The sequence below is a fragment of the Streptomyces sp. Act143 genome (genome assembly GCF_003143935.1).
Lineage (GTDB): Bacteria > Actinomycetota > Actinomycetes > Streptomycetales > Streptomycetaceae > Streptomyces.
Window position 1 is genome coordinate 2047761 of record NZ_QFRX01000001.1, and the last position, 22416, is coordinate 2070176.

General features: G+C 72.0%; 28 protein-coding genes. 10 read left to right on the top strand and 18 right to left on the bottom strand.

The features are described from left to right. Nucleotides 1-85: 85 nt before the first annotated feature. Both DI272_RS09140 and DI272_RS09145 read right to left on the bottom strand, forming a co-directional pair. Nucleotides 86-694, bottom strand: a complete 609-nt coding sequence (locus tag DI272_RS09140) for a hypothetical protein (protein WP_109494862.1) — start codon at nt 692-694, stop codon at nt 86-88. A 186-nt stretch (nt 695-880) separates the two neighbouring features. Beyond that, nucleotides 881-1675 carry an RNA polymerase sigma factor SigF gene (locus DI272_RS09145; RefSeq protein WP_109494863.1) on the bottom strand — a complete coding sequence of 265 codons (795 nt, stop codon included), beginning with the start codon at nt 1673-1675 and terminating at the stop codon, nt 881-883. Nucleotides 1676-1914: 239 nt separating this feature from the next. On the opposite strand from DI272_RS09145, the gene DI272_RS09150 reads away from it, so the two are divergent. Next, complete coding sequence (locus DI272_RS09150) at nt 1915-3711, top strand: thiamine pyrophosphate-requiring protein (protein ID WP_109494864.1); 1797 nt, start codon at nt 1915-1917, stop codon at nt 3709-3711. Between the two features lie 21 nt (nt 3712-3732). Here DI272_RS09150 and DI272_RS09155 read toward each other — a convergent pair whose 3' ends face one another. Beyond that, the gene (locus DI272_RS09155) at nt 3733-4710 is read right to left on the bottom strand and encodes an ABC transporter substrate-binding protein (protein ID WP_109494865.1); all 978 of its coding nucleotides are present in this window, start codon (nt 4708-4710) and stop codon (nt 3733-3735) included. 121 nt (nt 4711-4831) lie between these two features. Beyond that, nucleotides 4832-4972: a hypothetical protein gene (locus DI272_RS44440; protein WP_181387129.1), complete on the bottom strand. Its 141-nt coding sequence runs from the start codon at nt 4970-4972 to the stop codon at nt 4832-4834. Nucleotides 4973-5103: 131 nt separating this feature from the next. Here DI272_RS44440 and DI272_RS09160 point away from each other — a divergent pair, with 131 nt between their 5' ends. The 5 genes from DI272_RS09160 to DI272_RS09180 all read left to right on the top strand — a co-directional run bounded on the left by DI272_RS09160 (nt 5104) and on the right by DI272_RS09180 (nt 9570). Beyond that, on the top strand, nt 5104-5484 hold the full coding sequence (locus DI272_RS09160) for a DUF2795 domain-containing protein (RefSeq protein WP_109494866.1): 381 nt from the start codon (nt 5104-5106) through the stop codon (nt 5482-5484). A 263-nt stretch (nt 5485-5747) separates the two neighbouring features. Beyond that, nucleotides 5748-6251 carry a CBS domain-containing protein gene (locus DI272_RS09165; protein WP_109494867.1) on the top strand — a complete coding sequence of 168 codons (504 nt, stop codon included), beginning with the start codon at nt 5748-5750 and terminating at the stop codon, nt 6249-6251. After that, entirely contained in the window at nt 6248-6913 is a 666-nt protein-coding gene (locus tag DI272_RS09170; RefSeq protein WP_109494868.1) for a diguanylate cyclase, read from the top strand. The genes DI272_RS09165 and DI272_RS09170 overlap by 4 nt, the downstream gene beginning before the upstream one ends. Nucleotides 6914-6919: 6 nt before the next feature. Continuing rightward, nucleotides 6920-7474 carry a type 1 glutamine amidotransferase domain-containing protein gene (locus tag DI272_RS09175; RefSeq protein ID WP_109494869.1) on the top strand — a complete coding sequence of 185 codons (555 nt, stop codon included), beginning with the start codon at nt 6920-6922 and terminating at the stop codon, nt 7472-7474. After that, nucleotides 7474-9570 (top strand): catalase, encoded by a 2097-nt coding sequence (locus tag DI272_RS09180; protein WP_109494870.1) that lies wholly within the window; start codon nt 7474-7476, stop codon nt 9568-9570. Before DI272_RS09175 ends, DI272_RS09180 begins: the two co-directional genes overlap by 1 nt. Nucleotides 9571-9641: 71 nt before the next feature. Here DI272_RS09180 and DI272_RS09185 read toward each other — a convergent pair whose 3' ends face one another. Next, nucleotides 9642-9920: a DUF6158 family protein gene (locus DI272_RS09185; protein WP_109494871.1), complete on the bottom strand. Its 279-nt coding sequence runs from the start codon at nt 9918-9920 to the stop codon at nt 9642-9644. 67 nt (nt 9921-9987) lie between these two features. On the opposite strand from DI272_RS09185, the gene DI272_RS09190 reads away from it, so the two are divergent. Beyond that, nucleotides 9988-11094, top strand: a complete 1107-nt coding sequence (locus DI272_RS09190) for a Vms1/Ankzf1 family peptidyl-tRNA hydrolase (protein WP_109494872.1) — start codon at nt 9988-9990, stop codon at nt 11092-11094. A gap of 18 nt (nt 11095-11112) precedes the next feature. On the opposite strand, the gene DI272_RS09195 is transcribed toward DI272_RS09190, so the two are convergent. Both DI272_RS09195 and DI272_RS09200 read right to left on the bottom strand, forming a co-directional pair. Further along, entirely contained in the window at nt 11113-12732 is a 1620-nt protein-coding gene (locus DI272_RS09195; protein WP_109494873.1) for an ABC-F family ATP-binding cassette domain-containing protein, read from the bottom strand. 42 nt (nt 12733-12774) lie between these two features. Further along, nucleotides 12775-13440: a histidine phosphatase family protein gene (locus DI272_RS09200; RefSeq protein WP_109494874.1), complete on the bottom strand. Its 666-nt coding sequence runs from the start codon at nt 13438-13440 to the stop codon at nt 12775-12777. 68 nt (nt 13441-13508) lie between these two features. Here DI272_RS09200 and DI272_RS09205 point away from each other — a divergent pair, with 68 nt between their 5' ends. The 3 genes from DI272_RS09205 to DI272_RS09215 all read left to right on the top strand — a co-directional run bounded on the left by DI272_RS09205 (nt 13509) and on the right by DI272_RS09215 (nt 16151). After that, nucleotides 13509-15002, top strand: a complete 1494-nt coding sequence (locus DI272_RS09205) for a bifunctional phosphatase PAP2/diacylglycerol kinase family protein (RefSeq protein WP_109494875.1) — start codon at nt 13509-13511, stop codon at nt 15000-15002. A 114-nt stretch (nt 15003-15116) separates the two neighbouring features. Then, the gene (locus DI272_RS09210; RefSeq protein WP_109494876.1) at nt 15117-15938 is read left to right on the top strand and encodes a class I SAM-dependent methyltransferase; all 822 of its coding nucleotides are present in this window, start codon (nt 15117-15119) and stop codon (nt 15936-15938) included. A gap of 42 nt (nt 15939-15980) precedes the next feature. Next, complete coding sequence (locus tag DI272_RS09215; RefSeq protein WP_059195288.1) at nt 15981-16151, top strand: hypothetical protein; 171 nt, start codon at nt 15981-15983, stop codon at nt 16149-16151. A gap of 17 nt (nt 16152-16168) precedes the next feature. Here the strand turns inward: DI272_RS09215 and DI272_RS09220 are convergent, their stop codons facing one another. From DI272_RS09220 to ligD, 11 genes are all read right to left on the bottom strand, one after another. Continuing rightward, complete coding sequence (locus tag DI272_RS09220) at nt 16169-16453, bottom strand: gas vesicle protein K (RefSeq protein ID WP_109494877.1); 285 nt, start codon at nt 16451-16453, stop codon at nt 16169-16171. Next, nucleotides 16450-16638, bottom strand: a complete 189-nt coding sequence (locus DI272_RS09225; protein WP_109494878.1) for a gas vesicle protein — start codon at nt 16636-16638, stop codon at nt 16450-16452. The genes DI272_RS09220 and DI272_RS09225 overlap by 4 nt, the downstream gene beginning before the upstream one ends. Next, nucleotides 16635-17390, bottom strand: a complete 756-nt coding sequence (locus tag DI272_RS09230; RefSeq protein WP_109494879.1) for a GvpL/GvpF family gas vesicle protein — start codon at nt 17388-17390, stop codon at nt 16635-16637. Before DI272_RS09230 ends, DI272_RS09225 begins: the two co-directional genes overlap by 4 nt. Then, nucleotides 17387-17713, bottom strand: coding sequence for a gas vesicle protein (locus DI272_RS09235; protein WP_109494880.1), 327 nt, complete (start codon nt 17711-17713; stop codon nt 17387-17389). Before DI272_RS09235 ends, DI272_RS09230 begins: the two co-directional genes overlap by 4 nt. Beyond that, nucleotides 17710-18843 (bottom strand): SRPBCC family protein, encoded by a 1134-nt coding sequence (locus tag DI272_RS09240; RefSeq protein WP_109494881.1) that lies wholly within the window; start codon nt 18841-18843, stop codon nt 17710-17712. The genes DI272_RS09235 and DI272_RS09240 overlap by 4 nt, the downstream gene beginning before the upstream one ends. After that, entirely contained in the window at nt 18840-19517 is a 678-nt protein-coding gene (locus tag DI272_RS09245) for a DNA primase (protein ID WP_109494882.1), read from the bottom strand. The genes DI272_RS09240 and DI272_RS09245 overlap by 4 nt, the downstream gene beginning before the upstream one ends. Then, the gene (locus DI272_RS09250) at nt 19517-19777 is read right to left on the bottom strand and encodes a gas vesicle protein GvpG (RefSeq protein ID WP_109494883.1); all 261 of its coding nucleotides are present in this window, start codon (nt 19775-19777) and stop codon (nt 19517-19519) included. The genes DI272_RS09245 and DI272_RS09250 overlap by 1 nt, the downstream gene beginning before the upstream one ends. Before the next feature lie 9 nt (nt 19778-19786). Next, complete coding sequence (locus tag DI272_RS09255; RefSeq protein ID WP_109494884.1) at nt 19787-20557, bottom strand: GvpL/GvpF family gas vesicle protein; 771 nt, start codon at nt 20555-20557, stop codon at nt 19787-19789. After that, on the bottom strand, nt 20554-20985 hold the full coding sequence (locus tag DI272_RS09260) for a gas vesicle structural protein GvpA (protein WP_109494885.1): 432 nt from the start codon (nt 20983-20985) through the stop codon (nt 20554-20556). Before DI272_RS09260 ends, DI272_RS09255 begins: the two co-directional genes overlap by 4 nt. A gap of 52 nt (nt 20986-21037) precedes the next feature. Further along, a complete protein-coding gene (locus DI272_RS09265; RefSeq protein ID WP_109500750.1) occupies nt 21038-21391 on the bottom strand; it encodes a gas vesicle protein in 354 nt (117 codons plus the stop codon). Nucleotides 21392-21475: 84 nt separating this feature from the next. After that, nucleotides 21476-22405, bottom strand: coding sequence for a non-homologous end-joining DNA ligase (gene ligD, locus DI272_RS09270; protein ID WP_109494886.1), 930 nt, complete (start codon nt 22403-22405; stop codon nt 21476-21478). Nucleotides 22406-22416: the final 11 nt, after the last annotated feature.

Consider the following 22416-nt stretch of genomic DNA (forward strand, 5'->3'; position numbering starts at 1 on the left):
GGGTGCTCTGCCCCGCGTACCCAGGGTGGCGCACGTCGATGGAAGTCCGCTCGCGTTGTGTCGGTCACACCGCGACCGGGCCGCTTCAGGCGTCGGCCCGCGGCATCTTGCGCCGCACCCGGTACACGGCGCCGCCGAGCGCGCCCGCGATGAGCGCACCGCCCGCGACCAGCGCGGGCACGGAGTCGGTGAAGGACCCGCCCGCACCGGCGTGCACGCCCCGCTGGACCGGCGCGCTCGTGCGCGAGCACGGCTCGGCCCGGGGCTCGGTGCAGCCGTGCCGGCCACCGCCGCCGCGGACCACGTCGAACGTCGCGCTCCATGCCTTGCCCTGTGCCCCGGCCGCCCCGGGGCAGGTCCCGTCCACGGTCCACGCCGAGTCGCCCTCGAAGTCCCCCGTGGCCGCGATCCGCGCGGTCCCCCGGTAGGCGGGCCCGGCCACGGCGTCGTCGTTCCCGGGCACCCGCTGCAGCAGCACGGTCTCCTCGTCGAAGGCGGCCGAGGTGGCTTCGATGTCGGCGGGCGCGCCGGCACCGACCGGGTCGCAGGAGACGGACACGGTGACGCTGCCCCCGGGCTCCACGGCGGCGGGGCCGACCTCGGCGGCGGGGTCCGCGTGGGCGACGGGCACGGCACCGCCGAGAGCGGCGCCCGCCAGAACGGCGACGGACAGGGCACGCACGGTGCGGCGCATGAGGGGGGCTCCTTCGACCGCGGACAGGTCACTGCACCCATCACAGCCCGGACCCGCCACGGACGCGCGCGCCGAAGCACCATTTGCGGGACAGCGTGAGGCCGACCGGGTGAAACGTCCCGAGGGCCGCGGGGAGCCGGGCGACAGGCCGGCACCGGCCCGCGCCCGGCACCGCGCCTGTGCGGTCTACGCCGCGTCTTTGAGGACCTGCTCCCGCACCTTCCCGCAACACCGGCTGATCAGCCGGGACACGTGCATCTGCGAGATTCCCAGCTGCTCGGCGATCCGGCTCTGCGTCATGTCCCCGAAGAACCGCATGTACAAGATCGCCCGCTCCCGCTCGGGCAGCGCGGCGAGCCGCGGCCGTACGGACTCGCGGTCGACGACGACGTCCAGCGCCGGATCGGCGGAGCCCAGCGCGTCGCTCAGCGAGTACCCGTCCTCGCTGCCGGGCAGTTCCGCGTCCAGCGACAGCGCGGTGAAGCTCTCCAGCGCCTCCAGCCCCTCCAGCACGTCCTCCTCGCTCATCCGGGCGTGCTCGGCGATCTCCGCGACGGTGGGCCTGCGGCCGGGGATGGTCTGGGAGAGGTCCTGGCTGGCGAAGCGGACGCGGTTGCGCAGGTCCTGGACCCGGCGCGGGACGTGCAGCGTCCACATGTGGTCGCGGAAGTGGCGCTTGATCTCGCCGGTGATGGTGGGCACGGCGTAGCTCTCGAAGGCGTTGCCGCGCTCGGGGTCGTAGCGGTCGACCGCCTTGACCAGGCCGAGGGCCGCGACCTGGCGCAGGTCGTCGAAGCTCTCGCCGCGGCTGCGGAACCGTCCCGCGAGCCGGTCGGCCATGGGCAGCCACGCCTCGATGATCTCGCCGCGCAAGGTGTCGCGCTCGGGGCCGTCGGGCAGTCCGGCCAGTCGGCGGAAGGCGTCCGCGGTGTCGGGGGCGTCGTCGTGCGGGTGGTGCTTCGCGCTCGTACGCGTGGACATGATGCGTCGCAACTCCCTTGGTGGTGCTCTGGGTTGGACGGTCACCGTGGGAGCGCGGCCGGACCGGCACAGCCGTGGCGGCGCGAGGGCCGCTCCCACGGACGTGCCTCCGGTCCGAAGCACTGACAGTGCGCCTGCCCCCGGCCCCCGGCCGCAAACCCGGCGCAGGTTTTCCCGTGGGCCGTGGGGTGACTCGGAAGGCGCTGCCTGTGTATTTCCGACGTCCGGGAGGTCCCTCCATGAGCACCAAGGTCTCCGACCACATCCTGCAGCGGCTGCGCGAATGGGGTGTGGACCATGTGTTCGGCTACCCCGGCGACGGCATCAACGGCCTGCTCGCCGCGTGGGGCCGGGCCGAGAACCAGCCGCGGTTCGTGCAGTCGCGGCACGAGGAGATGTCGGCGTTCCAGGCGGTCGGTTACGCCAAGTTCAGCGGCCGCGTCGGAGTGTGCGCGGCGACGTCGGGACCCGGCGCGATCCATCTCCTCAACGGCCTGTACGACGCGAAGCTGGACCATGTGCCGGTGCTGGCGATCGTCGGCCAGACGCACCGCACCGCGATGGGCGGCTCGTACCAGCAGGAGGTCGACCTGCACACCCTGTTCAAGGACGTCGCCTCGGACTTCGTGGAGACGGTGACCGTCCCCGAGCAGCTGCCGAACGTGCTGGACCGGGCGCTGCGCACCGCGTACGCCCGTCGCTCCCCCACCGCGATCATCATCCCGGGCGACGTCCAGGAGCTCGACTACTCGCCGCCCACCCACGAGTTCAAGATGGTCCCCTCCAGCCTGGACCGCAGTGCGTGGACGGCCGTGCCGTCCGAGGAGTCGCTGCTCCGGGCGGCCGAGATCCTCAACTCCGGTGACAAGGTGGCCCTTCTGATCGGCCAGGGCGCGGCGGGTGCCCGCGAGGAGGTGGCGCGGATCGCCGAGCTGCTCGGCGCGGGTGTCGCCAAGGCACTCCTCGGCAAGGACGTGCTGAGCGACGAACTCCCGTACGTCACCGGCTCGATCGGGCTGCTCGGCACGCGTCCGTCGTACGAGCTGATGCGGGACTGCGACACCCTGCTGACCATCGGATCGTCCTTCCCCTACACGCAGTTCATGCCGGAGTTCGGCAAGGCGCGCGGGGTGCAGATCGACATCGACCCGCACATGGTCGGGATGCGTTACCCGTACGAGGTGAATCTGGTCGGCGACGCGAAGGCCACCCTGGAGCGGCTGATCCCGCTGCTGAACGGCGCGGAGCGCGGGCGCCAGTGGTACGAGACGGTGTGCGACAACGTCCGGCGCTGGCGCGAGGTGATGGGGCGGCGGGCGGAGTTGTCGGCCGACCCGATCAACCCGGAGTACGTGGCCCACGCCCTGGACCCGCTGCTGCCCGGCAACGCGATCGTCTCCTCGGACTCGGGGTCGGCGGCCAACTGGTACGCCCGCCATCTGACGATGCGGCCCGGCATGCGCTCGTCGCTGTCCGGCACGCTGGCGACGATGGGCTGCGGGGTGCCGTACGCCATCGGCGCGAAGTTCGCGCATCCGGACCGGCCGGCGATCGCGCTGGTGGGGGACGGGGCGATGCAGATGAACGGAATGGCGGAGCTGATCACGGCGGCGAAGTACAAGGATCTGTGGGAGGACCCGCGGCTGGTGGTCGGGGTGTGGAACAACCGCGACCTGAACCAGGTGACCTGGGAGATGCGGGCGATGGAGGGCGCGCCGTCCTTCCTGCCCTCGCAGGAGCTGCCGGACGTGCAGTACGCCGCGTTCGCGCGCTCGCTGGGGCTGACCGGCATCCGTGTGGAGAAGCCCGAGGACGTCGAGGCGGGCTGGCGTGCCGGACTTGAGGCGGACGGGCCCGCGGTGATCGAGTTCCTCACCGACCCGGCGGTTCCGCCGATCCCGCCGCACGCGACCTGGGAGCAGATGGAGGCGACGGCCGCGTCGATCCTCAAGGGCGACGCGGACCGCGGGTCGATGATCAAGCAGGGGCTGAAGGCGAAGGTGCAGGAGTTCCTGCCGGGGCGGGACAAGAAGTAGCCGCCGGGCGCGTTCCCCGGGCTACTGGAACAGCGCCTGGATGTCGGGCTTCTTGTCGCCGAAGAGGCCGTCCCGTTCGCCGAGGGCGGCCAGCTTCTCCAGGGAGGCGGTGTCGACCTCGGCGGGCCAGGCGGGCAGGGTGAGCGTGTCCAGCAGGTCCGTGCCGATCTTGGTGTAGGTGGTGAGGATCTGCCGTGCCTCGTCGGGGTGGGCGGAGGCGTACTCCAGCGACTCGGTCATCGCCGCGGTGAACTTCTGCACCAGCTCGGGGTTGTCGCGGGTGATCCGCGTGGAGGTGAAGTACGTCGCGACGGTCAGCTTCGGGTCGGTCTCGGCGAACGGCGACGCCACGATCCGCGCGCCCTGCTGTTCGGCGAGGGACTTCGCCGGGTCGCCCATCCAGGCGGCGTCGACGCGTCCGCCGTCGAGGGCGGCCGGCATCTGGTCGAAGGGGATCTCGACGAACTTCACCTTCGAGGGGTCGCCGCCGGCCTTGCGGACGGACTCGCGGACCGTGGTACTGCCGATGTTCTGCAGGGTGTTGACCGCGACCGTGCGCCCGGCGAGGTCCTTGGCCGACTTGACGGAGCTGTCCTTCCGGACGAGGACACCGGTGACGTCGGCACCCACCTTGCCGTTGGAGGCGGCCCCGTTGACCACGGACTTGACCGGGACGCCCTTCGTCTGGGCGATCATCAGCGAGGTGGTGTTGCTGAACCCGAACTGGAACTGTCCGCTCACCACGCCGGGGATGATCGCGGCGCCGCCCTGCGCGGTCACCGTCCTCAGCTCGATGCCTCGGTCGGTGAAGAACCCCTTCTTCTGGCCGAGATACAGGGGTGCCACGTCGATGATGGGAATGATGCCGACCGTCACCCGCGTCGTTCTGCCCCCGCCGGCGGTCGACGCCGTGCCGCTTCCGGAGTCGGACGAACCGCAGCCGGCGGCGCCGGCGACGACCATTGCTGCCGTGACAAGCCCGAGCACGCGCCGTTGCATGGGTCCCCCTCGGAGACTCGGACGGTCGAAACACCCATGGTGCGCAGATTCTTGACGCCCGCAATGTACACGCCCACCTTGGCCGTGTCAGTCCCCTGGACCGAGGTGAACCACGCGGAGTTCAGCTCTCGCGTGGCTTGGTGAGCGGCACCAGCTCCGTCACCTCGTCCCGCTTCTCCGGCAGCAGCAGCTCCTCGTAGCGGCCCAGCGCCAGTACCGCGCCGAGCATGAGGAGCGGGATGAGCACAGCGAGCATCGCCATGACGGTCTCCCTCCCCGGGATCGCGTGGGGGGTGGCCGCCGGGTCTCCCCTGAACCGGAGCGCAAACCCCCGTGTCGGCGGCGCGTCCTCGGGTACGCGGTGGCCACCCCCGAGGATCTGGAGGGAGAGCTATGCAGCGAGGCAGCGACCGGCTGAGCCGCCACCGCGACGACGAGATGAAACACGAACTCCAGGGACTGCTCCGATCCGGGCACCCGACACGGACCGAGGAGTGGCACGACCCCGAGCCGACCGCCGACGACGATCCCCAGCTCGCGGGCGGCCCCGTGGCCCCGGGCGGTGCCGGGGCGTCCCTGGGCACGGTCCGCCAGGAGCTGGCCCGACACCTGACCCGCAGCGCGTTCCCCGCGCCCCCGAGGCACCTGGCCGGCGCGCTGCGCCGCGCGTACGCCCCGGACATCCTGATCGAGGCCGTGGAACAGCTCCCGTCCGGGGAGCGCTACGGAACGGTCCAGGAACTGGCCGAGGCACTGGTGGCGGAGCAGGCGTAGCGCACCGCCGGCCTTCGGCCCGGCAGCTCGCGCAGGGGCCCGGGGCGGCGCGGAGCGCCGCGCGCCCCTGCCGAGCCGCGCGCTCAGGAACCGGGACGGAAGGAACCGACGCAAGCCCGAGGAACCGCGACGGCGCAAACGCGCGCACCCCGCCGGGGATCGCGCATAGGGCCCCGGCCCGGGGGTACTGCGGGCGGCGTCGGGTCGGCTCCGGCCGCGGTGTCCCCGTCGGCCGGGAAACGGACGGAGGAAGGTCCCAGGTGATGGCTGAATTCGTGAGGGACGTCATGACGCCGGGCGTGGTCGCGGTCCGCCCCGACGCCTCGCTCGTCGAGGCCGCGCAGCTCATGCGGGCGCAGGACATCGGCGACGTCCTGGTGGCCGACGGCCAGGAGATCGTCGGGGTGCTCACCGACCGTGACATCACGGTCCGGGCGGTCGCCGAGGGCGCCGACCCGCTGACCACGAGCGTGCGCTCGGTGTGCAGCGCCGAGCCGGTGCTGGTCGCGCCGGACGACCCGGTGACGGCCGCGTCGGCGCTGATGCGTGCGCACGCCGTACGCCGGCTGCCGGTCGTCGAGGACGGGCTGCCGGTCGGCATGGTGACGCTCGGCGACCTGGCCGAGGCGGAGGACCCCGGCTCGGTGCTGGCCGGCATCAGCCGCGCCGAGCCGGACAGCAGGCCGGGCACCTACGGCGGACCCGGGGCCCACGGCGGGAACCCGCCCGGCGTCCGGCCCGGGCCGCGTGGCCGGGGCGGCGTATGAGGGGCCAGGCCGCCGCGATCAGCGCCTCGGGCGGTACGGCGGGCGGTGCCGTGGACGTCCGCGAGGTCACCACCCGCTACCTGCTCTACGGGCTGCTGCCCAGCTGGTTCGTGCCCGGTCTCGCCGACTGGGTGATGCACCGGCGCACCCGTATCGAGGACACCGCGGGCACCAAGGAGTCACTGATCCACTCGCTGATGATGGCCGAGGTCGGCATCCCGATCGCGGCCACCCTGCGCTACGAGGTCAACCCGGCGCTGCTCGCGGTGCAGCTGGGCGGCGCCGCGGTGCACGAGGCCACGGCGCTGTGGGACGTACGGACGGCCGTGCGCAGCGATCGCGAGGTCCGGCCGATCGAGCAGCACATCCACAGCTTCCTGGAGTCGCTGCCGTTCGGCGCGCTGGCCTCCCTGATGTGTCTGCACGCCGACCAGGTGAGGTCACTCCTGCGCGGCGGGCGCGGCGATCCGGACGCCTGGCGGCTGGTGCCGCGCCGCCCGCAGCTGTCCCGCGGCTACATCGCGGGCATCACGGCGGCGATCGGCGCCTGTGTGCTGCTGCCGTACGGAGAGGAGCTGCTGCGCTGCCGGCGTGCGGCGAAGCGGAGCAAGAAGCGCGCGACGAGCGACGAGGCTCACTGGCGTGTCACGAAAGGACGTTGAGGCATCATGCGTATCGCATTCCTGACCGCACCCGAGGGCGTCGAGCAGATCGAGCTGACCGAGCCGTGGCAGGCCGTCGTGGACGCCGGGCACGAACCCGTGCTGGTGTCGACGAAGCCCGGGAAGATCCAGGCCTTCAACCATCTGGACAAGGCGGACACGTTCCCCGTGCAGGAGGTCGTGGGCGAGACCTCCGCCACCTCCTTCGCCGGGCTGGTGCTGCCGGGCGGGGTGGCCAACCCCGACTTCCTGCGGACGGACGAGAACGCGGTCGCGTTCGCACGGGACTTCTTCGACGCGGGCAAGTCGGTCGCGGCGATCTGCCACGCCCCGTGGACCCTGGTCGAGGCGGACGTCGTCCGCGGCCGGGTGCTGACCTCCTGGCCGAGTCTGCGCACCGACATCCGCAACGCGGGCGGGACGTGGGTCGACGAGCAGGTCAAGGTCTGCGACCACGGCCCGAACAAGCTGGTCACCAGCCGCAAGCCGGACGACCTGAAGGCGTTCTGCGAGGCCTTCCTGGACGTGTTCGCCGCGGCGGAGAGCAAGGAGGCCAGCTGATGGCTGACCGCAAGCAGCAGCAGCGCGACGGCTTCCGGGCGGACGACCCGACGGCCGGCCCGCTCACCACCGACCAGGGTGTGGAGGTCGACCACACCGACGACTCGCTGGCCGCCGGGGAGCGCGGACCGACCCTCATGGAGGACTTCCACTTCCGGGAGAAGCTCACCCGCTTCGACCACGAGCGCATCCCGGAGCGGGTGGTGCACGCGCGGGGCGCGGGCGCGTACGGGTACTTCGAACCGTACGAATCCTGCGCGGAGTTCACCCGGGCGGCCTTCCTCCAGGACCCGGCCGTACGGACGCCGGTCTTCGTGCGCTTCTCGACCGTGCAGGGACCGAAGGGGTCGGCCGACACCGTGCGGGACGTGCGCGGCTTCGCCACCAAGTTCTATACGTCCGAGGGCAATTACGACCTGGTGGGCAACAACTTCCCGGTCTTCTTCATCCAGGACGGCATCAAGTTCCCCGACTTCGTGCACGCGGTGAAGCCGGAGCCGCACAACGACATCCCGACCGGCGCCTCCGCGCACGACACCCTGTGGGACTTCGTGTCCCTCCAGCCGGAGACGCTGCACGCGATCATGTGGCTGATGTCGGACCGGGCGATCCCGCGCAGCTACCGCATGATGCAGGGCTTCGGCGTGCACACCTTCCGGTTCGTGAACGCCGAGGGGCGCGGCACCTTCGTGAAGTTCCACTGGAAGCCGAAGCTCGGCGCGCACTCGCTGGTGTGGGACGAGGCGCAGGAGTGCCAGGGCCGCAACCCGGACTTCAACCGGGGTGACCTGTGGGACGCGATCGAGGCGGGCGAGTATCCGGAGTGGGAGCTGGGCGTCCAGCTCGTGCCGGAGGAGGACGAGTTCGCCTTCGACTTCGATCTGCTGGACGCCACGAAGCTCATCCCGGAGGAGCAGGTGCCGGTCCGGCCGATCGGCCGGATGGTGCTGGACCGCAACCCGGAGAATTTCTTCGCCGAGACCGAGCAGGTGGCCTTCCACACGGCCAACGTGGTCCCCGGTATCGACTTCACCAACGACCCGCTGCTCCAGGCCCGCAACTTCTCCTATCTGGACACCCAGTTGATCCGGCTCGGCGGCCCCAACTTCGCCCAGCTGCCGGTGAACCGGCCGGTGGCGCCGGTGCGGACCAACCAGCGGGACGGCTACGGCCAGAGCAAGATCCACAGCGGTACGAACTACTTCCCGAACTCCCTGGGGGGCGGCTGCCCGGCCCACGCGGGCGCCGACGGCCACGCCTACACCCACTACGCGGAACGGGTCGACGGCGCCAAGATCCGTCGCCGCAGCCCGAGTTTCCAGGACCACTACAGCCAGCCAGCCCTGTTCTGGCACAGCATGACGCCCTGGGAGCAGCAGCACATCGTGGACGCCTTCCGGTTCGAGCTCGGCAAGGTCGACGCGATGAGCGTACGAGCCCGGACGGTGGAGCAACTCGCGCATGTGAACGGTGAGTTGGCGGCTGCCGTGGCCCGCGGCATCGGGGTGCCGGAGCCGGCGGCGGCCGAGGCGGGCACGAACAAGGTGCTCTCCCCCGCGCTGAGCCTGGAGTCGCTGCGCGGCGACGGCTCGATCCGCACCCGGCAGATCGCGGTGCTGGTGGCCGACGGCGTGGACGGCGAGCAGGTGACGTCGGTGAAGGAGGCGCTGACCGCCGAGGGCGCGGTCGTCGAGGCGCTGGCGCCGCAGGACGGCACGGTCACCGGCGCCGACGGCGAGCGGTACGAGGTCGACCGGGCGCTGCCGACCGTCGCCTCCGTGCTGTACGACGCGGTGCTGCTGCCGGGCGGTCCGGTGGGCACCCCGCCGACGGCCTCCGACCAGGACGCGATGCGTTTCGTCCGGGACGCCTACCGGCACGGCAAGCCGGTGGGCGCGCTCGGCTCCGGGGTGGGGGTGGTGACGGCCCTGGAGCCGGAGGGCGTGCAACTGTCCGCCGAGTTCCACCAGGTGGTCGCCGACCGGGGCGTCGTCACGGACACCTCGCCCGGCCCGGCGAGCGAGGAGTTCGTGCACGCCTTCGTCGCCGCTGTGGCCGCCCACCGGCACTGGGACCGGCCCCCGGCCCGCTGCTGACCCCGCCTCGCCTCGGCGTCGGCCCCGCTCGCGACGGGCTGGGCCGACGCCGACGCGCGACCCGGACGGGGTCAGACGCGGGGCGTCTCGGCGGCCCCATGGCCCCGCTCCCGGGCGCCCGCGCGCGTGCGTCCCGAGGCGACCGGGCGCTGCGGGTTGCGCCGCAGGTACTCGCCCTCCAGCTCGGCCATCCGGCCGTTGTGGGCGCGCAGTGCGTCGCTGGAGCCGTACAGCAGGGTGTCGTGGCGTGTGCGGTGGATGTTCTCCAGCTCCTTCATGAGCTGCTGGTCGTCCAGGCGGCTGGGGTCGACTCCGGTCATGGCGTTGTCCCACTCGTCGTGTTCGTTCATGGGGTTCGGGTACCCGCCCGGTGAACACTGCTGAGCACTGCCTCCGAGCGGAATCCGGGAGAGAACCATGGATCTCGCCTATCTGCACCCACTCTACGAACATCCGGGCCCCTGGGCCTCCGTGTACGTCGACACCTCCCGGCACGCGGAGGACACCGCCCACGCCCTTCATCTGACGGCCGCCGCGATGGCCCGCGAGCTGGCCGGGCAGGGCGCGGACGACGCCACCTGCCGGGCCGTGGAGAGCGCGATCGAGGATCTGCGCCACTCCCCCGACCGGTACGGCAGGGCCCTCTTCGCCCGGGCGGGCGAGGTGGTCCTCGACCCCGTGCTGGCTCAGGCCCCGCCGGGCGACAGCCACGCCCACTGGGCTCCCCTGCCGCGCACGACACCGCTGCTGGAGCTGGCCGGGGAGAACCCGGTGTGCGTCGTCGCCTACGTCAACCGCAGGGGCGCCGACTTCGAGCTGCGCAGCGCCGTGGAGCGGCGCCCGGCCGGGGCGGTGGCGGGCCGGCAGTGGCCGGTGCACCGCACGAGCACCGTGGACTGGTCCGAGCGGCACTTCCAGCTGAAGGTGGAGAACACCTGGGAGCACAACGCGGCGGAGATCGCCGACGCGCTCACCGTCTGCCAGGAGGAGACCGGCGCCGACCTGCTGGTTCTCGTGGGTGATCTGCGCGAGCGGCGGGAGGTGCACGAGCGGCTGCCGCAGCGGCTCCAGGACCTGGTGGCGGAGAGCGAGCACGGCACCGGCAGCCGGCTCCTGGACGACGAGGTCGAGCAGGTCCGTGCCGACCATGTGCGGCGGCGGGCCGAGGCGGAGCTGGAGCGCTTCCTCGGGGCTCGCACCCCGGACGAGGAGGGCCGCGCCGGTGCCGTCGAGAGCCTTCCCGAGCTGGTGGAGGCGGCCCGTGAGCACCGGATCGCCGAGCTCCTGCTCCGGCCGGAGGGCCCCGACCTGCACCGCGACGTGTGGATCGGCGAGGACCCCGACCAGCTGGCCACGCGCCGTACGGAGCTGAGGATCCTCGGCGAGCAGAACTCCTGGGCGGCCCGCGCGGACGACGCCCTGATGCGGGCGGCGGTGACGACGGACGCCACGGCGCTCGCGCTCACCGAGGCGGGCGACGAGGTGCTGCCCGGCGGCCTGGGCGCACTGCTGCGCTGGAAGTGAGCGGTCTCCCGCGCGGGATCAGCGCGCCCGCTCCACCCGCCGCTCGTCCCACACCGGCTCCGGTGTCTCGCGGACGCGGCCGTCGCTGCCGAAGACCAGGTAGCGGTCGAAGGAGCGGGCGAACCAGCGGTCGTGGGTGACCGCGAGGACGGTGCCGTCGAAGGCCTCCAGGCCCTCCTGGAGGGCCTCGGCGGACTCCAGGTCCAGGTTGTCCGTGGGCTCGTCGAGCAGCAGCGCGGTGACGCCCTCCAGCTCCAGCAGGAGGATCTGGAAGCGGGCCTGCTGGCCGCCGGAGAGGCGGTCGAAGCTCTGCTCGGCCTGGTTCGTCAGCTCGTAGCGGCGCAGCCGTGACATCGCCGCGCCGCGGTCCTGGGAGTGCTCGGTCCACAGGATGTCGAGGAGCGGGCGGCCCATCAGCTCGGGGTGCGCGTGCGTCTGCGCGAAGTGCCCGGGCACGACACGCGCGCCCAGCTTCCACTGCCCGGTGTGCGCGACCTGCTCCCCGGCCAGCAGCCGCAGGAAGTGCGACTTGCCGGAGCCGTTGGAACCGAGCACGGCGACCCGCTCGCCGTAGAAGACCTCCAGGTCGAAGGGCTTCATCAGGCCGGTGAGCTCAAGTCCCGCGCAGGTGACGGCCCGTACGCCGGTACGGCCGCCCTTGATGCGCATCCTGATGTCCTGCTCGCGCGGGGGCTCGGGCGGCGGCCCGGCCTCCTCGAACTTGCGCAGCCTGGTCTGGGCGGCGCGGTAGCGGGACGCCATGTCGGGGCTGTTCTCCGCCGCCTGCCGAAGCGTCAGCACCAGCTTCTTGAGCTGGGCGTGCTTCTCGTCCCAGCGTCGGCGCAGCTCCTCGAAGCGGGCGAACCGGGCCTGCCGCGCCTCGTGGTACGTGGCGAAACCGCCGCCGTGCACCCAGGCGTCGGCGCCCGCCGGCGAGGGCTCCACCGAGACGATCTTCTCGGCGGCGCGGGCGAGGAGTTCGCGGTCGTGGGAGACGAAGAGAACCGTCTTGCGGGTCTCCTTCAGCTTCTCCTCCAGCCAGCGCTTGCCGGGCACGTCGAGGTAGTTGTCCGGCTCGTCGAGCAGCAGCACCTGGTCGGTGCCCCGGAAGAGCGCCTCCAGCACGAGCCGTTTCTGCTCACCGCCGGAGAGCGTCCGGACCTCGCGGAACTGCGCCTTCTCGTACGGCACCCCGAGCGCGGCCATCGTGCACATGTCCCACAGCGTCTCCGCCTCGTACCCGCGTACCTCCGCCCAGTCGGCGAGGGCCTGGGCGTACTTCAGCTGGGCCGCCTCGTCGTCGACGGTCATGATCAGGTGCTCGGCCCGGTCGACGGTCTGCGCGGCCTCCCGGATGCGCGGCGGCGCGACCGACACCAGCAGGTCGCGTACGGACGTGTCGTCCCGTACGGAGCCCACGAACTGTCGCATCACGCCGAGGCCGCCGCTGACGGAGACGGTGCCGCCGTGCGGCTTCAGCTCGCCGGAGATCAGGCGCAGCAGGGTCGTCTTGCCGGCACCGTTGGGCCCGACGAGGGCCACGGCCGCCCCTTCGCCCACCCGGAAGGACACGTCGCCGAGCAACGCCCTCCCGTCAGGGAGGTAGTACTCGAGGTGCGCGGCTTCCAGATGTCCCATGAGGCCGCATTGTGCGGGCCGGGGCCCACGGTGGGCAAACCGTTATTCGACCTCGTCGAGGGGCCGGCCGGCGGGTCCGCCCTCGGTGCCGGGGCCGGTGGCCGCCACGGCCGCGCCCTCCCACGACAGGACCTTCCAGCCGTCGGCGGGCGAGCCCTCCAGGACCACCACTCCGGTGTTGTCCAGGGGGCGGGCGGCGGCGAAGTCGATGTCGACGTTGGCGGCGCGGGCCGCGGTCCACATCCGGATCGCCGCGCCGTGGCTGACCATGGCGACGGTCCCGGCGCCGCTGTCGGCGGCCTCGGCGATCACGGCGTCGTACCGGGCGAGGGCCTCGATGCCGTTCTCGCCGCCGGGCATGCGCCGCGCGGTGTCCCCGGCGGACCAGGCGAAGACCGTCTCCATGTAGGTGTGCCCGGCCCGGGAGTGGCCGTCCAGCATCTCCAGGTCCCCGGCGGAGATCTCCCGGATGCCGTCGCGGACGAGGACGTCGAGGCCGCGGGCGGCGGCCAGCGGGGCGGCGGTGAGCTGGGTGCGGACCAGGGTGGAGGCGTAGAGGGCCTCGATGTCCTCGCCGGCGAGGGCCTCGGGCAGCGCGGCCGCCTGCCGCTCGCCGAGCGGGGTCAGGCCCGCCCCGGGTATCGCGGTGTCGAGGAGGAAGGCGACGTTGGACGGGGTCTGGCCGTGCCGGACGAGGAGCAGTCGCATGCGGTGAGCCTCCGTTGTGATGACCGCCCCCGGACAAGAAACGGCCACTTCAGGGTACCCGCAGGCGCATGACACCTGACGTGGACCTCACCGTCCCGAAGCCCGGCCGGCACGCCGTGCGCGACGCGCTGCTGGCCCTGGACTGCCGGCTCTTCGAGTTCACCGCCGAGCGGCACTGGCCGCTGACCGCGCCGGTCCTGCCGCGGCTGAGCCGGAGCGCGAACCACGGCGTGCTGTGGTTCGCCACGGCCGCCGCGATGGCGGCGAGCCGCACCCCGCGCGCCCGCCGGGCCGCCGCCCGCGGCGTGGCCTCGCTGAGCCTGGCCTCGCTGACGATCAACACCCTCGGCAAGCGGTCCGTACGCCGTCCCCGCCCCGTGCTCGACGCGGTGCCGCTGGCCCGGCGGCTGAAGCGGCAGCCGATCACCACGTCGTTCCCGTCCGGGCACTCGGCGTCGGCGGCCGCGTTCGCCACGGGCGTGGCGCTGGAGTCGCCCGCCTGGGGCGCGGCGGTGGGGCCGGTGGCGTGGTCGGTGGCGCTGTCCCGTGTCTACACCGGCGCGCACTTCCCCAGCGATGTGCTCGCGGGCGCCCTGCTGGGGGCGGGCGCCGCGTTCGCCGTGCGGGGGCTGGTGCCGACCCGCGCGCAGCTCGGCACGCCGGCCCGGCCGCGCGCGGAGGTGCCGGCGCTGCCCGACGGCGAGGGGCTGGTCATGGTGGCGAACAGCGCCGCGGGGACCTCGGAGCGGGTGCGCGCCCTGCAGACGGCGCTGCCGCGCTCCGAGCTGGTCGAGTGCCGCCCGGACGACATGCTGGCCGAGCTGGAGAAGGCGGCCGGCCACGCGCGCGTGCTCGGCGTGTGCGGGGGCGACGGCACGGTGAACACGGCCGCCGAGGTCGCCCTGCGGCACGGTCTGCCGCTGGCGGTGCTGCCCGGCGGCACCCTGAACCACTTCGCCTACGACCTGGGTGTGGAGGGCGCCGACGACCTGAGCCGGGCCGTCCGTGGCGGCGAGGCCGTCCGGGTGGACGTGGGCCGCTTCCGCAGCGGCGGGACGCGCGGCGTCTTCCTCAACACCTGCAGCCTGGGCGTCTATCCGGAGCTGGTGCGGGTGCGGGAACACTGGTCGCGGCGGATCGGAGGCTGGCCGGCCGGGGTGCTCGCGGCCCTGCGCGTGCTGCGCGCCGACCGGCATCCGCTGGAGGCCGAGTTCCGCGGCCGGGCCCGCCCGTTGTGGCTGCTGTTCGTCGGCAACGGCACCTACCACCGGATGGGCCTGGCCCCGGGCCGCCGGCTCGACCTCGCCGACGGGCAGCTGGACGTCCGGGTCGTGCACGGCGGGCGGCGCCCGGCGACCCGGCTGCTCGCCGCGGCCCTCGCCGGTCCGCTGACCCGCTCTCCCGTCCATGCGGCGGTCCAGGTGAGCCGGCTGCGGCTGGCGGGCGTGGCCCCGGGCACGCTCCTCGCCTACGACGGCGAAGTCACCGAGGTGGCCGACGAGGTGACGCTGGAGAAGCTGCCCGAGGCCCTCACGGTGTATCGACCGCTGCCCGCCGCCTGAGCACCCGTCAGTCCACATAGTAAAACGCGGGTCTCATCATTCGACATGCGGGCGTACGGTGAGGACGTACCGATCAACCGGTACCGACACCGCGTCGAACAGGGGAGTTCAGCCATGTCGAAACCGCAGGAGACCGCCGTCTACACGCACGGGCACCACGAGTCGGTGCTGCGCTCGCACACCTGGCGCACCGCCGCCAACTCCGCGGCCTACCTGCTCGGTTCGCTGAAGCCCCACATGAAGATCCTGGACATCGGCTGCGGCCCCGGCACCATCACCGCCGACCTGGCGGAACTGGTCCCCGACGGCCATGTCACCGGCGCCGACCACGCCCCCGGCATCCTGGACCAGGCCCGGGCCACGGCCGCCGGACGCGGCCTGCACAACGTGGACTTCACGGTCGCCGACGTGCACGCCCTGGACTGGCCGGACGACACGTTCTGCGTGGTCCACGCCCACCAGGTGCTGCAGCACGTCGGCGACCCGGTGCGGGCGCTGCGCGAGATGAAGCGGGTCACCAGGCCGGGCGGGTTCATCGCGGTCCGGGACTCGGACTACGCGGCCATGACCTGGTATCCGGCGTCCCCCGGGCTGGACGACTGGCAGGACCTGTACCAGCGCGTCGCCCGCGCCAACGGGGGTGAACCGGACGCCGGGCGCCGACTGAAGTCATGGGCCCTGGCGGCGGGCCTGACCGACATCACCGCGACCTCGGACACCTGGACCTTCGCGACCGCCGAGGAGCGGGCGTGGTGGAGCGGGCTGTGGGCCGACCGCACGGTGGCCTCCGCGTACGCGGACCGGGCGACCGAGGGCGGCCACGCCACGGCGGAGGGCCTGCGGGCGATCTCGGACGCCTGGCGGGAGTGGGGCCGGCAGGAGGACGCCTGGTTCAGCGTGCTGCACGGGGAAATTCTCTGCCGCAAGGACGCCTGAATCCCCGTTTCCGGGAAACCCGGAACACAGGAGGTTCACACTATGGTTGCCATTCTTCTTGTACTGCTTCTGGCATTGATTCTGTTCGGTGCCGGATTCGCAGTGAAGATTCTCTGGTGGATTGCGCTGGCAGTTCTGGTTCTCTGGCTCCTGGGATTCCTGATGCGCGGCACAACCGCAGCCGGAGGCCGGGGCCGCTGGTACAGGTGGTGATATTCCCCGGCGGAAATTCATTCCCGGGGTAGCAGCGGTCCCAGCGGCCCGAGGTCCAGATTCAGGTCCTCGGGCCGCAGGCCGTAGCGCTCGCGCAGCTCGGTCATGCGGTCGTCGAGCAGCATCAGGGTGAGCCCGATGCGCTCCTCCTGCTCCTCGGTCAGACCCCCGTCGTCGAAGCGGCGCAGCGCCTGGCGCTCCATGAGCTGGCGCAGCAGCTCGACGACGGTCAGGACGAGTTTGACGAGGTCACGTTCGACGGTGTCCGGTTCGAGGTCGAGCCGGTTGCGGGCCCGGGTCACAGCAGCTCTCCCCACGGCGACGGAACTTGTTCGTTCACGGAACTGATCAGGGCGTTGAGGTCGATGCGGACGAGGTCCACGTCCGCGATGCGCAGGGTGATGTCGCCCGTGATGACGACCCCGCCGGCCAGCAGCCGGTCGAGCAGGTCCACCAGGGCGATCTCTCGGCGTTCGACGACGGTCAAGGCTTCTCCCCCGCGAAGGAATAGGCGGCCCACGGGCCGGTGAGTTCCACTCGGAAATCGGTCGCCTCGTCCTTCGTCCGGTCGACGAGTTCCACGAATTCCTCGGACCTGGACCTCGGCACCAAATAGGCCGCATTCAGCACGTTACGGCCCGCCGCGCCGGAGAGCGTGGCGTTCTGCGGAGCGTGCAGCCGGGAATCGTCGGCGACCGCCGAGAGTGTCTCGTGAAGTCGGTTCGCGAATTCCTCGGCCCGCTGCCACAGATCCTCGTGCGCCCTGACGCTGGTGCGCCGCTGCCGCAGATAGTCCCGGCCGGTCGCCGGCTTGGCGGCCGGCGCGCCGGTGTCCGCGGGCGGGGCGTCCGCGTACAGCTTGACGCCCCACTCCACGCGCCCCTCCAGCCGGTCCAGGGTGCGCCGGAAGTCGGCCTCCCTGGCCTGGAGCATCGTGCGGACCCCGCTGTCGTCCCGGAAGACGGTGGCCAGCCGGAGCGGCAGCGGGGTGGTGACGACGGTGAGGGCGTCGATCACGCCCTGATGGGCGCGGGCCGTCGCGGTGAGCCAGTCCAGGTCCTCCAGACGGGACCGGAGCGGCTCCTCAGCGAAGTCCCGCTCCGGCACATGGCTGACGACGGCCACGAGGCCGTGGTGGGCGAGCAGTCTGGGCGGGTCACCGGCCACGCCCGTCAGCTCGGCCTGCAACGGCGTGCCGAAAGGCCGGCAGACGGCGTACACATAACGCAGTCCGGTCATCGGGCCTCCTCCTCGGCGTGCCCGGGCTCCAGTCGGGCGATGCGCTCGCGCAACTCGGCGTTCTCCCGGGCGAGTTCCTGGTGGCGGGCGCGGGAGGACAACGCGGGGTCGTCCTCCCACCAGTCGATGCCCATCTCCTTCGCCTTGTCGACGGAGGCGACGATCAGCCGCAGTTTCACGGTGAGGAGTTCGATGTCGAGCAGGTTGATCCGGATGTCGCCGGCGATGACCACACCCTTGTCGAGCACCCTCTCCAGGATGTCGGCGAGGTTCGCACTGCCGTCGCGGCCGTAGGGTTCGGGCAGCCGGCCGGGCGTCGTCATCGACGGCTCCCGCCCTCGGCGTACTCGTACTCCTCGTCCTCCGCCTCGTCCTGCGCGCCCTCGGCCTCGTCGTCGTACTCGTCCTCGGGCTCTTCTTCGCCTTCGTCCTCGCCTTCCTCTTCCCCTTCGTCCTCCTCCTCGTACTCGTCCTCGGGCTCCTCCTTGCCGGTCTCCTCCTCGGCGTAGGGGCCCTCCTGCTCAGCTTCCTCTTCCTCGCCCTCGTACGCCTCCTCGCCGCCCTGCTCGTCCTCCTCCTCGGCCACCGCGTCCTCGTGGCTGCGGACGACCTCGCCGTCGCGGATCTCACCGCGCCAGCCGTCCTCGGCCTCGCCCTTGAGGGTGACGTACCGGACGTAGTTCTTGAGGTCGAGGCGGGCCCGGCGGCCCTGGGCGCGCCAGATGTTGCCGGTCTTCTCGAACAGGCCCTTGGGGTAGTACTCGATCACCAGCAGCACCCGGGTGAGGCTGTCGGCGAGCCGGTGGAAGGAGACGACGCCCTTCGTGGTGCCCTTCGCGCCCTCCGACGTCCAGGCGATGCGGTCGTCGGGCACCTGCTCGGTGGTGTGCGCCTTCCAACTGCGGTTGGACCAGAAGACCTTCAGCTGCCAGTCGGAGGTCGTGTCGTCGGCGCGGTTCGCGCTCTTCACACCCTTGGCGAAGGTGCTGAAGTCCTGGTACTGCGTCCACTGGTCGTAGGCCGTGCGCAGGGGGACGCCGACATCGACGTACTCCATGATCACGGTGGGCTTCTTGCCCGCCCCGCCCTTGCGTTTGCCCTTGCCGCCCCCCAGGTTCTTCAACGCGCCCATGACGTTCTCCTTGGCGCGGGAGGCGCCCACCTCCAGGGCGGTGCGCAGTGGTCCCTTGCCCTCGGCGAGCTTGCGGCCGCCGTCGAGGGCGAGCTTGGCGAAGCCGGGGCTGTTGCCGTCGGCGATGTCGTTCAGTTTCACGGTGGTCTCGCCGAGCTTGCGGCCCGCGCCGATCAGCAGGCGCTGGGCCTGAGCGGCGAGGTACTCCTGCGCCTCGCCCTTGAGCCGGTCGACGGCCTCGCTGCGGGCGACCCCGCCGAGCGGGCCGGCCTTCGTGGCCCCGCGGGCGGCGGAGGTCGCGGATCCGACGGTGTCGGTCATCGGTCACCGCCTCCCTTCGGCAGCCGCGTGCGCGCCCCACTTGCGGTGCCGCGCGCCGCGGCCGTCTTCTTGGCCGCGGTCTTCTTCGTCCCGGCCGTGGCCTTCTTGGCGGGCGCCTTCGCCGCGCTCTTCTTGGCGGGCGCCTTCTTGGCGGCGGTCTTCTTCGCCGTCGCCTTCTTGGCCGGCGCCCGCTCACGGGGCGGCTCGGGCTCCTCGTCCCGCTCGGCCTCGGGCTCGCCGCCGCTCTCCTCGTACTCCTCGGCCCCGGCCTCGTTCTCGTGATCGTTCTCGTCGTACTCGTCGGTGCCCTCGTCGTCCTCGTCCTTGCCGAACCCGAGGTCCGACCCGTCCGGCACGACGCCCGCGAGCTGGTCGCGGACCTGGGCGGTACGACCGTGCAGCCGGTCGGCGAGGGCGTCGATCTGCCGCTCCACCATGGCGCCCGAGGCCGCCTTCCCGACGCCGCGCAGGTCCTCGCGCAACTGGTCGCCGATCTCCTTGAACTGCGGGTTGTTCCGCAGCTGTCCGGAGACCAGGTCCGCGAGCGCCCGCGGGCTCAGCTGCATCCGTTTGCCGGCGACCAGGGTGCCGACGGCGAAGGCCATCTTCAACTTCTTGGTACGCCCGAGGACGTATCCGGCCCCTACCGCGAGGCCCAGTCCCACTCGGTTCATCAACTCATCCAGTCGTTGGTCAACGCGCCTGAGCGCGAGCCGGTCTCCAGTCGGTCCAGGAGCTCGTCCTCCAGCCGGTCGAACTCCTCCTCGTCGATCTCGCCCGCCTCCAACCGCTCTTCGAGACGGGCGAGTTCGGCCCGGACCGTGGCCGGGTCGTAGTAGATGCGCTCGGCCTCTCTCAGCACCTGTCCGATCACCCACGCGCTGCCGCGCACGGGCGCGAACGGCAGCAGCAGTACCTCTCCGATCAGTCCCACGCCCTCACCTCACTCACCGGAACTCTCGGCGCCGGCCGTGCTGCCCGCGGGCTCCGCGGGGCCGGGCTCGACGAAGCTGTACGGCGGCAGCGGGCCGTTGACCCGCAGTTCGAGGTGGGGATGGGTCTTGCGGACCTGCTCGACCGCGGCGAGGAACGGCTCCGCCGCGTCGCGGGCCACCAGGAACGACACGTTGGCGAGCCAGCCGGTGGACTCCGGACCGTTGCTCACCGCCGCGGCGGTCGGCTCCAGAGCCTGCTGCACCTCGGCCGCGTCCTCGACCTCGCGGGCCTTGACGGCGGCCACCACCATCTCGCCGAGCCGCAGCTTCTCCTCGTAACTCCCGCCGCCCGCCTGCCGGTTGGCCTCGGTCAGCGACCGCAGCTCGGGGTTCTCGGCCATCACGCGATGCAGTACGGCCTCTTCGTCGTGGATGGCCTTGACGTTGTACTCGACCTTGCCGTCCAGCGCCCGCAGGCGCTCCTTGTAGTGCTCGGCGCGTTCGGCGAGCACTCCGGTGACGGTGGCGTCGTCGGGCGCCACGCTGCCGAACCGCATGGGCAGCACACAGCCGTCCGCGCCGGCCTCGGCGAGCACGTTCTGGTGGGCGAGCAGATCCTTGCGCTTGGGCCGCAGCCCCTCGGGCGCGTCACTGACGACGGCCGCCAGACCGCTCTCCTCGAGTATGCGCACGGGCCGCTGCGGGTCGCCGACGCCGGCCAGGTCCTCGGGCAGCGAGGAACGGGAGCCGTCGATGATGCCGTACACGTACGTGCTCACTCCTGCTCCTCCTTCCTGCGGGCGGCCGTCGACTTGCGGGCGCGCGGCCGCTGCTGTTCGGCCTCGCCGCCCTCCTCACGCGCCTGCTTGAAGGCGTCCGAGATGGTCTGCGCGGCTCCGGACAGCGCACCCTTGGACTTGCCGCGGGCGCCGGACTCGGTGATCTCGCCGACGAGGTCGGGCAGGCCGGGGCTGCGATGCGGCCCCGCTTCCAGGTCGAGGCGGTTGCACGCCTCGGCGAAACGCAGATAGGTGTCCACGCTGGCCACGACGACCCGGACGTCGATCTTGAGGATTTCGATGCCGACCAGGGAGACCCGCACGAACGCGTCGATGACGAGACCCCTGTCGAGGACCAGTTCCAGGACGTCGTAGAGGCCACTCGTGCCGCCTCCGCCGCCGGTCTGTTGTGCCGGGACAACGGTCATGCCGACCGCGCCTCCTTGCCTGTGTTGTCGGGTTGAGGATCGGTTCGGCGGCCTACCGGCCGCCGGGCCTGTGTGCGTCGGCACGTCCGCGTTCGTAGCGGCGGACGCGCCGGTAGCCGGTGAGCTGGCCTTCGGGGTCGAGGTCGACCTGGTAGCTCGCCATCAGGCTCATGGTGTCGGGCACGCGGGCGAGTTCGAGGACCTCGACCTCCAGCGACCAGCCGTCCTCCGTCTGCTCGAAGGACGACACCGTCTCGGCGGACATCCCGGTCAGCTCCGCGAGCTGGGTGCGTGCGTTGCGCAGCACCTGCATGGGGCCGGGCCGGTCTTCCGTCGTGTCGCTTTCCGCCCGCTGGGAAGATTTCTGTGAATTCTGCGCGTTTGATGTGTTTTTTGTGTTCGTCATGGCCACCTCTAGCTCCGGGTGGCCGCATGTCCGCCGGTCAAACCTCTGAGGTGCGTGGAGGTCGGCGAGGCGCCGCGGGGGGCGTCAGCCGCGCATCGCGTTCAGCCTGCGCCGGGCCGGTCCCAGGGCGCGGCCCTTGCCCATCACCCCGGCCCACGGGTTGGTGCGGGCCTGGTCGACGGCGTCGGCGATGGTCCAACGGCGGGCGTCGAGACCCGGATCGTCCAGCTGGTCCCAGGACAGCGGGGTGGCCACGGGGGCGCCGGGCCGGGCCCGGACGGTGTAGGGGACGACCGCGGTCTGCGCGTAGGCGTTGCGCTGGACGTCCAGGTAGAGGCGGTCGCCGCGGTCCTTCTTGCGGGCGGCGGTGGTGAGCCGGTCGGGGTGGCCGGCGACGAGGAGGTCGGCGACGTCCTTCGCGAAGTCCCGTACCTCGTCGAAGCCGTCCTGCCCGGTCAGCGGCACCACGACGTGCAGCCCGCGCGAACCGGTGGTCATGAGCGCCGACGGCAGTTTCAGCTCGTCCAGCAGCTCCCCCAGCAGCCCGGCCGCCGCGTGCACGGGCGCGAAGTCCTCGCCCTCGCCGGAGGGATCGAGATCGAACACCATCCGGTCCGGCCGCTCCAGGCGCCCGACCCGCGACAGCCAGCGGTGCAGGGTCAGGCAGGCCTGGTCGGCGAGGTACACGAGGGTTGCGGAGTCGTCGCACACCGTGTGGCAGACGGTGCCGCCCTCCTTGGGCACCTCGACGCGGGTGATCCAGTCCGGATAGTTCTCCGGGGTGTTCTTCTGCATGAACCGGGGGCCGTCGACGCCGTCCGGGTGCCGCTCCAGCATCAGCGGACGGCCGCGCAGATGGGGCAGCATGAAGGGGGCGACGGCCCGGTGGTACTCGGCGAGATCGCCCTTGGTGTACTCCTTGGCCTGTCCGGTGCCGGGGAAGAGCACCTTGCCTGGCCGGTGCACCTCGACCGTGCGGCGCCCGGCCCGCACCTTCCGCACGTCGTCCGTCATCGCCCGACCGC

Excerpts from the sequence above, each read along its gene's own strand:
- DI272_RS09140 (WP_109494862.1), bottom strand. The coding sequence starts at position 694 with ATGCGCCGCACCGTGCGTGCCCTGTCCGTCGCCGTTCTGGCGGGCGCC.
- DI272_RS09210 (WP_109494876.1), top strand. The coding sequence starts at position 15,117 with ATGTCGAAACCGCAGGAGACCGCCGTCTACACGCACGGGCACCACGAG.
- DI272_RS09215 (WP_059195288.1), top strand. The coding sequence starts at position 15,981 with ATGGTTGCCATTCTTCTTGTACTGCTTCTGGCATTGATTCTGTTCGGT.
- DI272_RS09155 (WP_109494865.1), bottom strand. The coding sequence starts at position 4,710 with ATGCAACGGCGCGTGCTCGGGCTTGTCACGGCAGCAATGGTCGTCGCC.
- DI272_RS09195 (WP_109494873.1), bottom strand. The coding sequence starts at position 12,732 with ATGGGACATCTGGAAGCCGCGCACCTCGAGTACTACCTCCCTGACGGG.
- DI272_RS09175 (WP_109494869.1), top strand. The coding sequence starts at position 6,920 with ATGCGTATCGCATTCCTGACCGCACCCGAGGGCGTCGAGCAGATCGAG.
- DI272_RS09260 (WP_109494885.1), bottom strand. The coding sequence starts at position 20,985 with ATGACCGTTGTCCCGGCACAACAGACCGGCGGCGGAGGCGGCACGAGT.
- DI272_RS09145 (WP_109494863.1), bottom strand. The coding sequence starts at position 1,675 with ATGTCCACGCGTACGAGCGCGAAGCACCACCCGCACGACGACGCCCCC.
- DI272_RS09150 (WP_109494864.1), top strand. The coding sequence starts at position 1,915 with ATGAGCACCAAGGTCTCCGACCACATCCTGCAGCGGCTGCGCGAATGG.
- DI272_RS09205 (WP_109494875.1), top strand. The coding sequence starts at position 13,509 with ATGACACCTGACGTGGACCTCACCGTCCCGAAGCCCGGCCGGCACGCC.
- DI272_RS09165 (WP_109494867.1), top strand. The coding sequence starts at position 5,748 with ATGGCTGAATTCGTGAGGGACGTCATGACGCCGGGCGTGGTCGCGGTC.
- DI272_RS09240 (WP_109494881.1), bottom strand. The coding sequence starts at position 18,843 with ATGACCGACACCGTCGGATCCGCGACCTCCGCCGCCCGCGGGGCCACG.
- DI272_RS09200 (WP_109494874.1), bottom strand. The coding sequence starts at position 13,440 with ATGCGACTGCTCCTCGTCCGGCACGGCCAGACCCCGTCCAACGTCGCC.
- DI272_RS09235 (WP_109494880.1), bottom strand. The coding sequence starts at position 17,713 with ATGACGACGCCCGGCCGGCTGCCCGAACCCTACGGCCGCGACGGCAGT.
- DI272_RS09190 (WP_109494872.1), top strand. The coding sequence starts at position 9,988 with ATGGATCTCGCCTATCTGCACCCACTCTACGAACATCCGGGCCCCTGG.
- DI272_RS09245 (WP_109494882.1), bottom strand. The coding sequence starts at position 19,517 with ATGAACCGAGTGGGACTGGGCCTCGCGGTAGGGGCCGGATACGTCCTC.
- DI272_RS09180 (WP_109494870.1), top strand. The coding sequence starts at position 7,474 with ATGGCTGACCGCAAGCAGCAGCAGCGCGACGGCTTCCGGGCGGACGAC.
- DI272_RS09230 (WP_109494879.1), bottom strand. The coding sequence starts at position 17,390 with ATGACCGGACTGCGTTATGTGTACGCCGTCTGCCGGCCTTTCGGCACG.
- DI272_RS09185 (WP_109494871.1), bottom strand. The coding sequence starts at position 9,920 with ATGAACGAACACGACGAGTGGGACAACGCCATGACCGGAGTCGACCCC.
- DI272_RS09265 (WP_109500750.1), bottom strand. The coding sequence starts at position 21,391 with ATGACGAACACAAAAAACACATCAAACGCGCAGAATTCACAGAAATCT.
- ligD (WP_109494886.1), bottom strand. The coding sequence starts at position 22,405 with ATGACGGACGACGTGCGGAAGGTGCGGGCCGGGCGCCGCACGGTCGAG.
- DI272_RS09170 (WP_109494868.1), top strand. The coding sequence starts at position 6,248 with ATGAGGGGCCAGGCCGCCGCGATCAGCGCCTCGGGCGGTACGGCGGGC.
- DI272_RS44440 (WP_181387129.1), bottom strand. The coding sequence starts at position 4,972 with ATGGCGATGCTCGCTGTGCTCATCCCGCTCCTCATGCTCGGCGCGGTA.
- DI272_RS09160 (WP_109494866.1), top strand. The coding sequence starts at position 5,104 with ATGCAGCGAGGCAGCGACCGGCTGAGCCGCCACCGCGACGACGAGATG.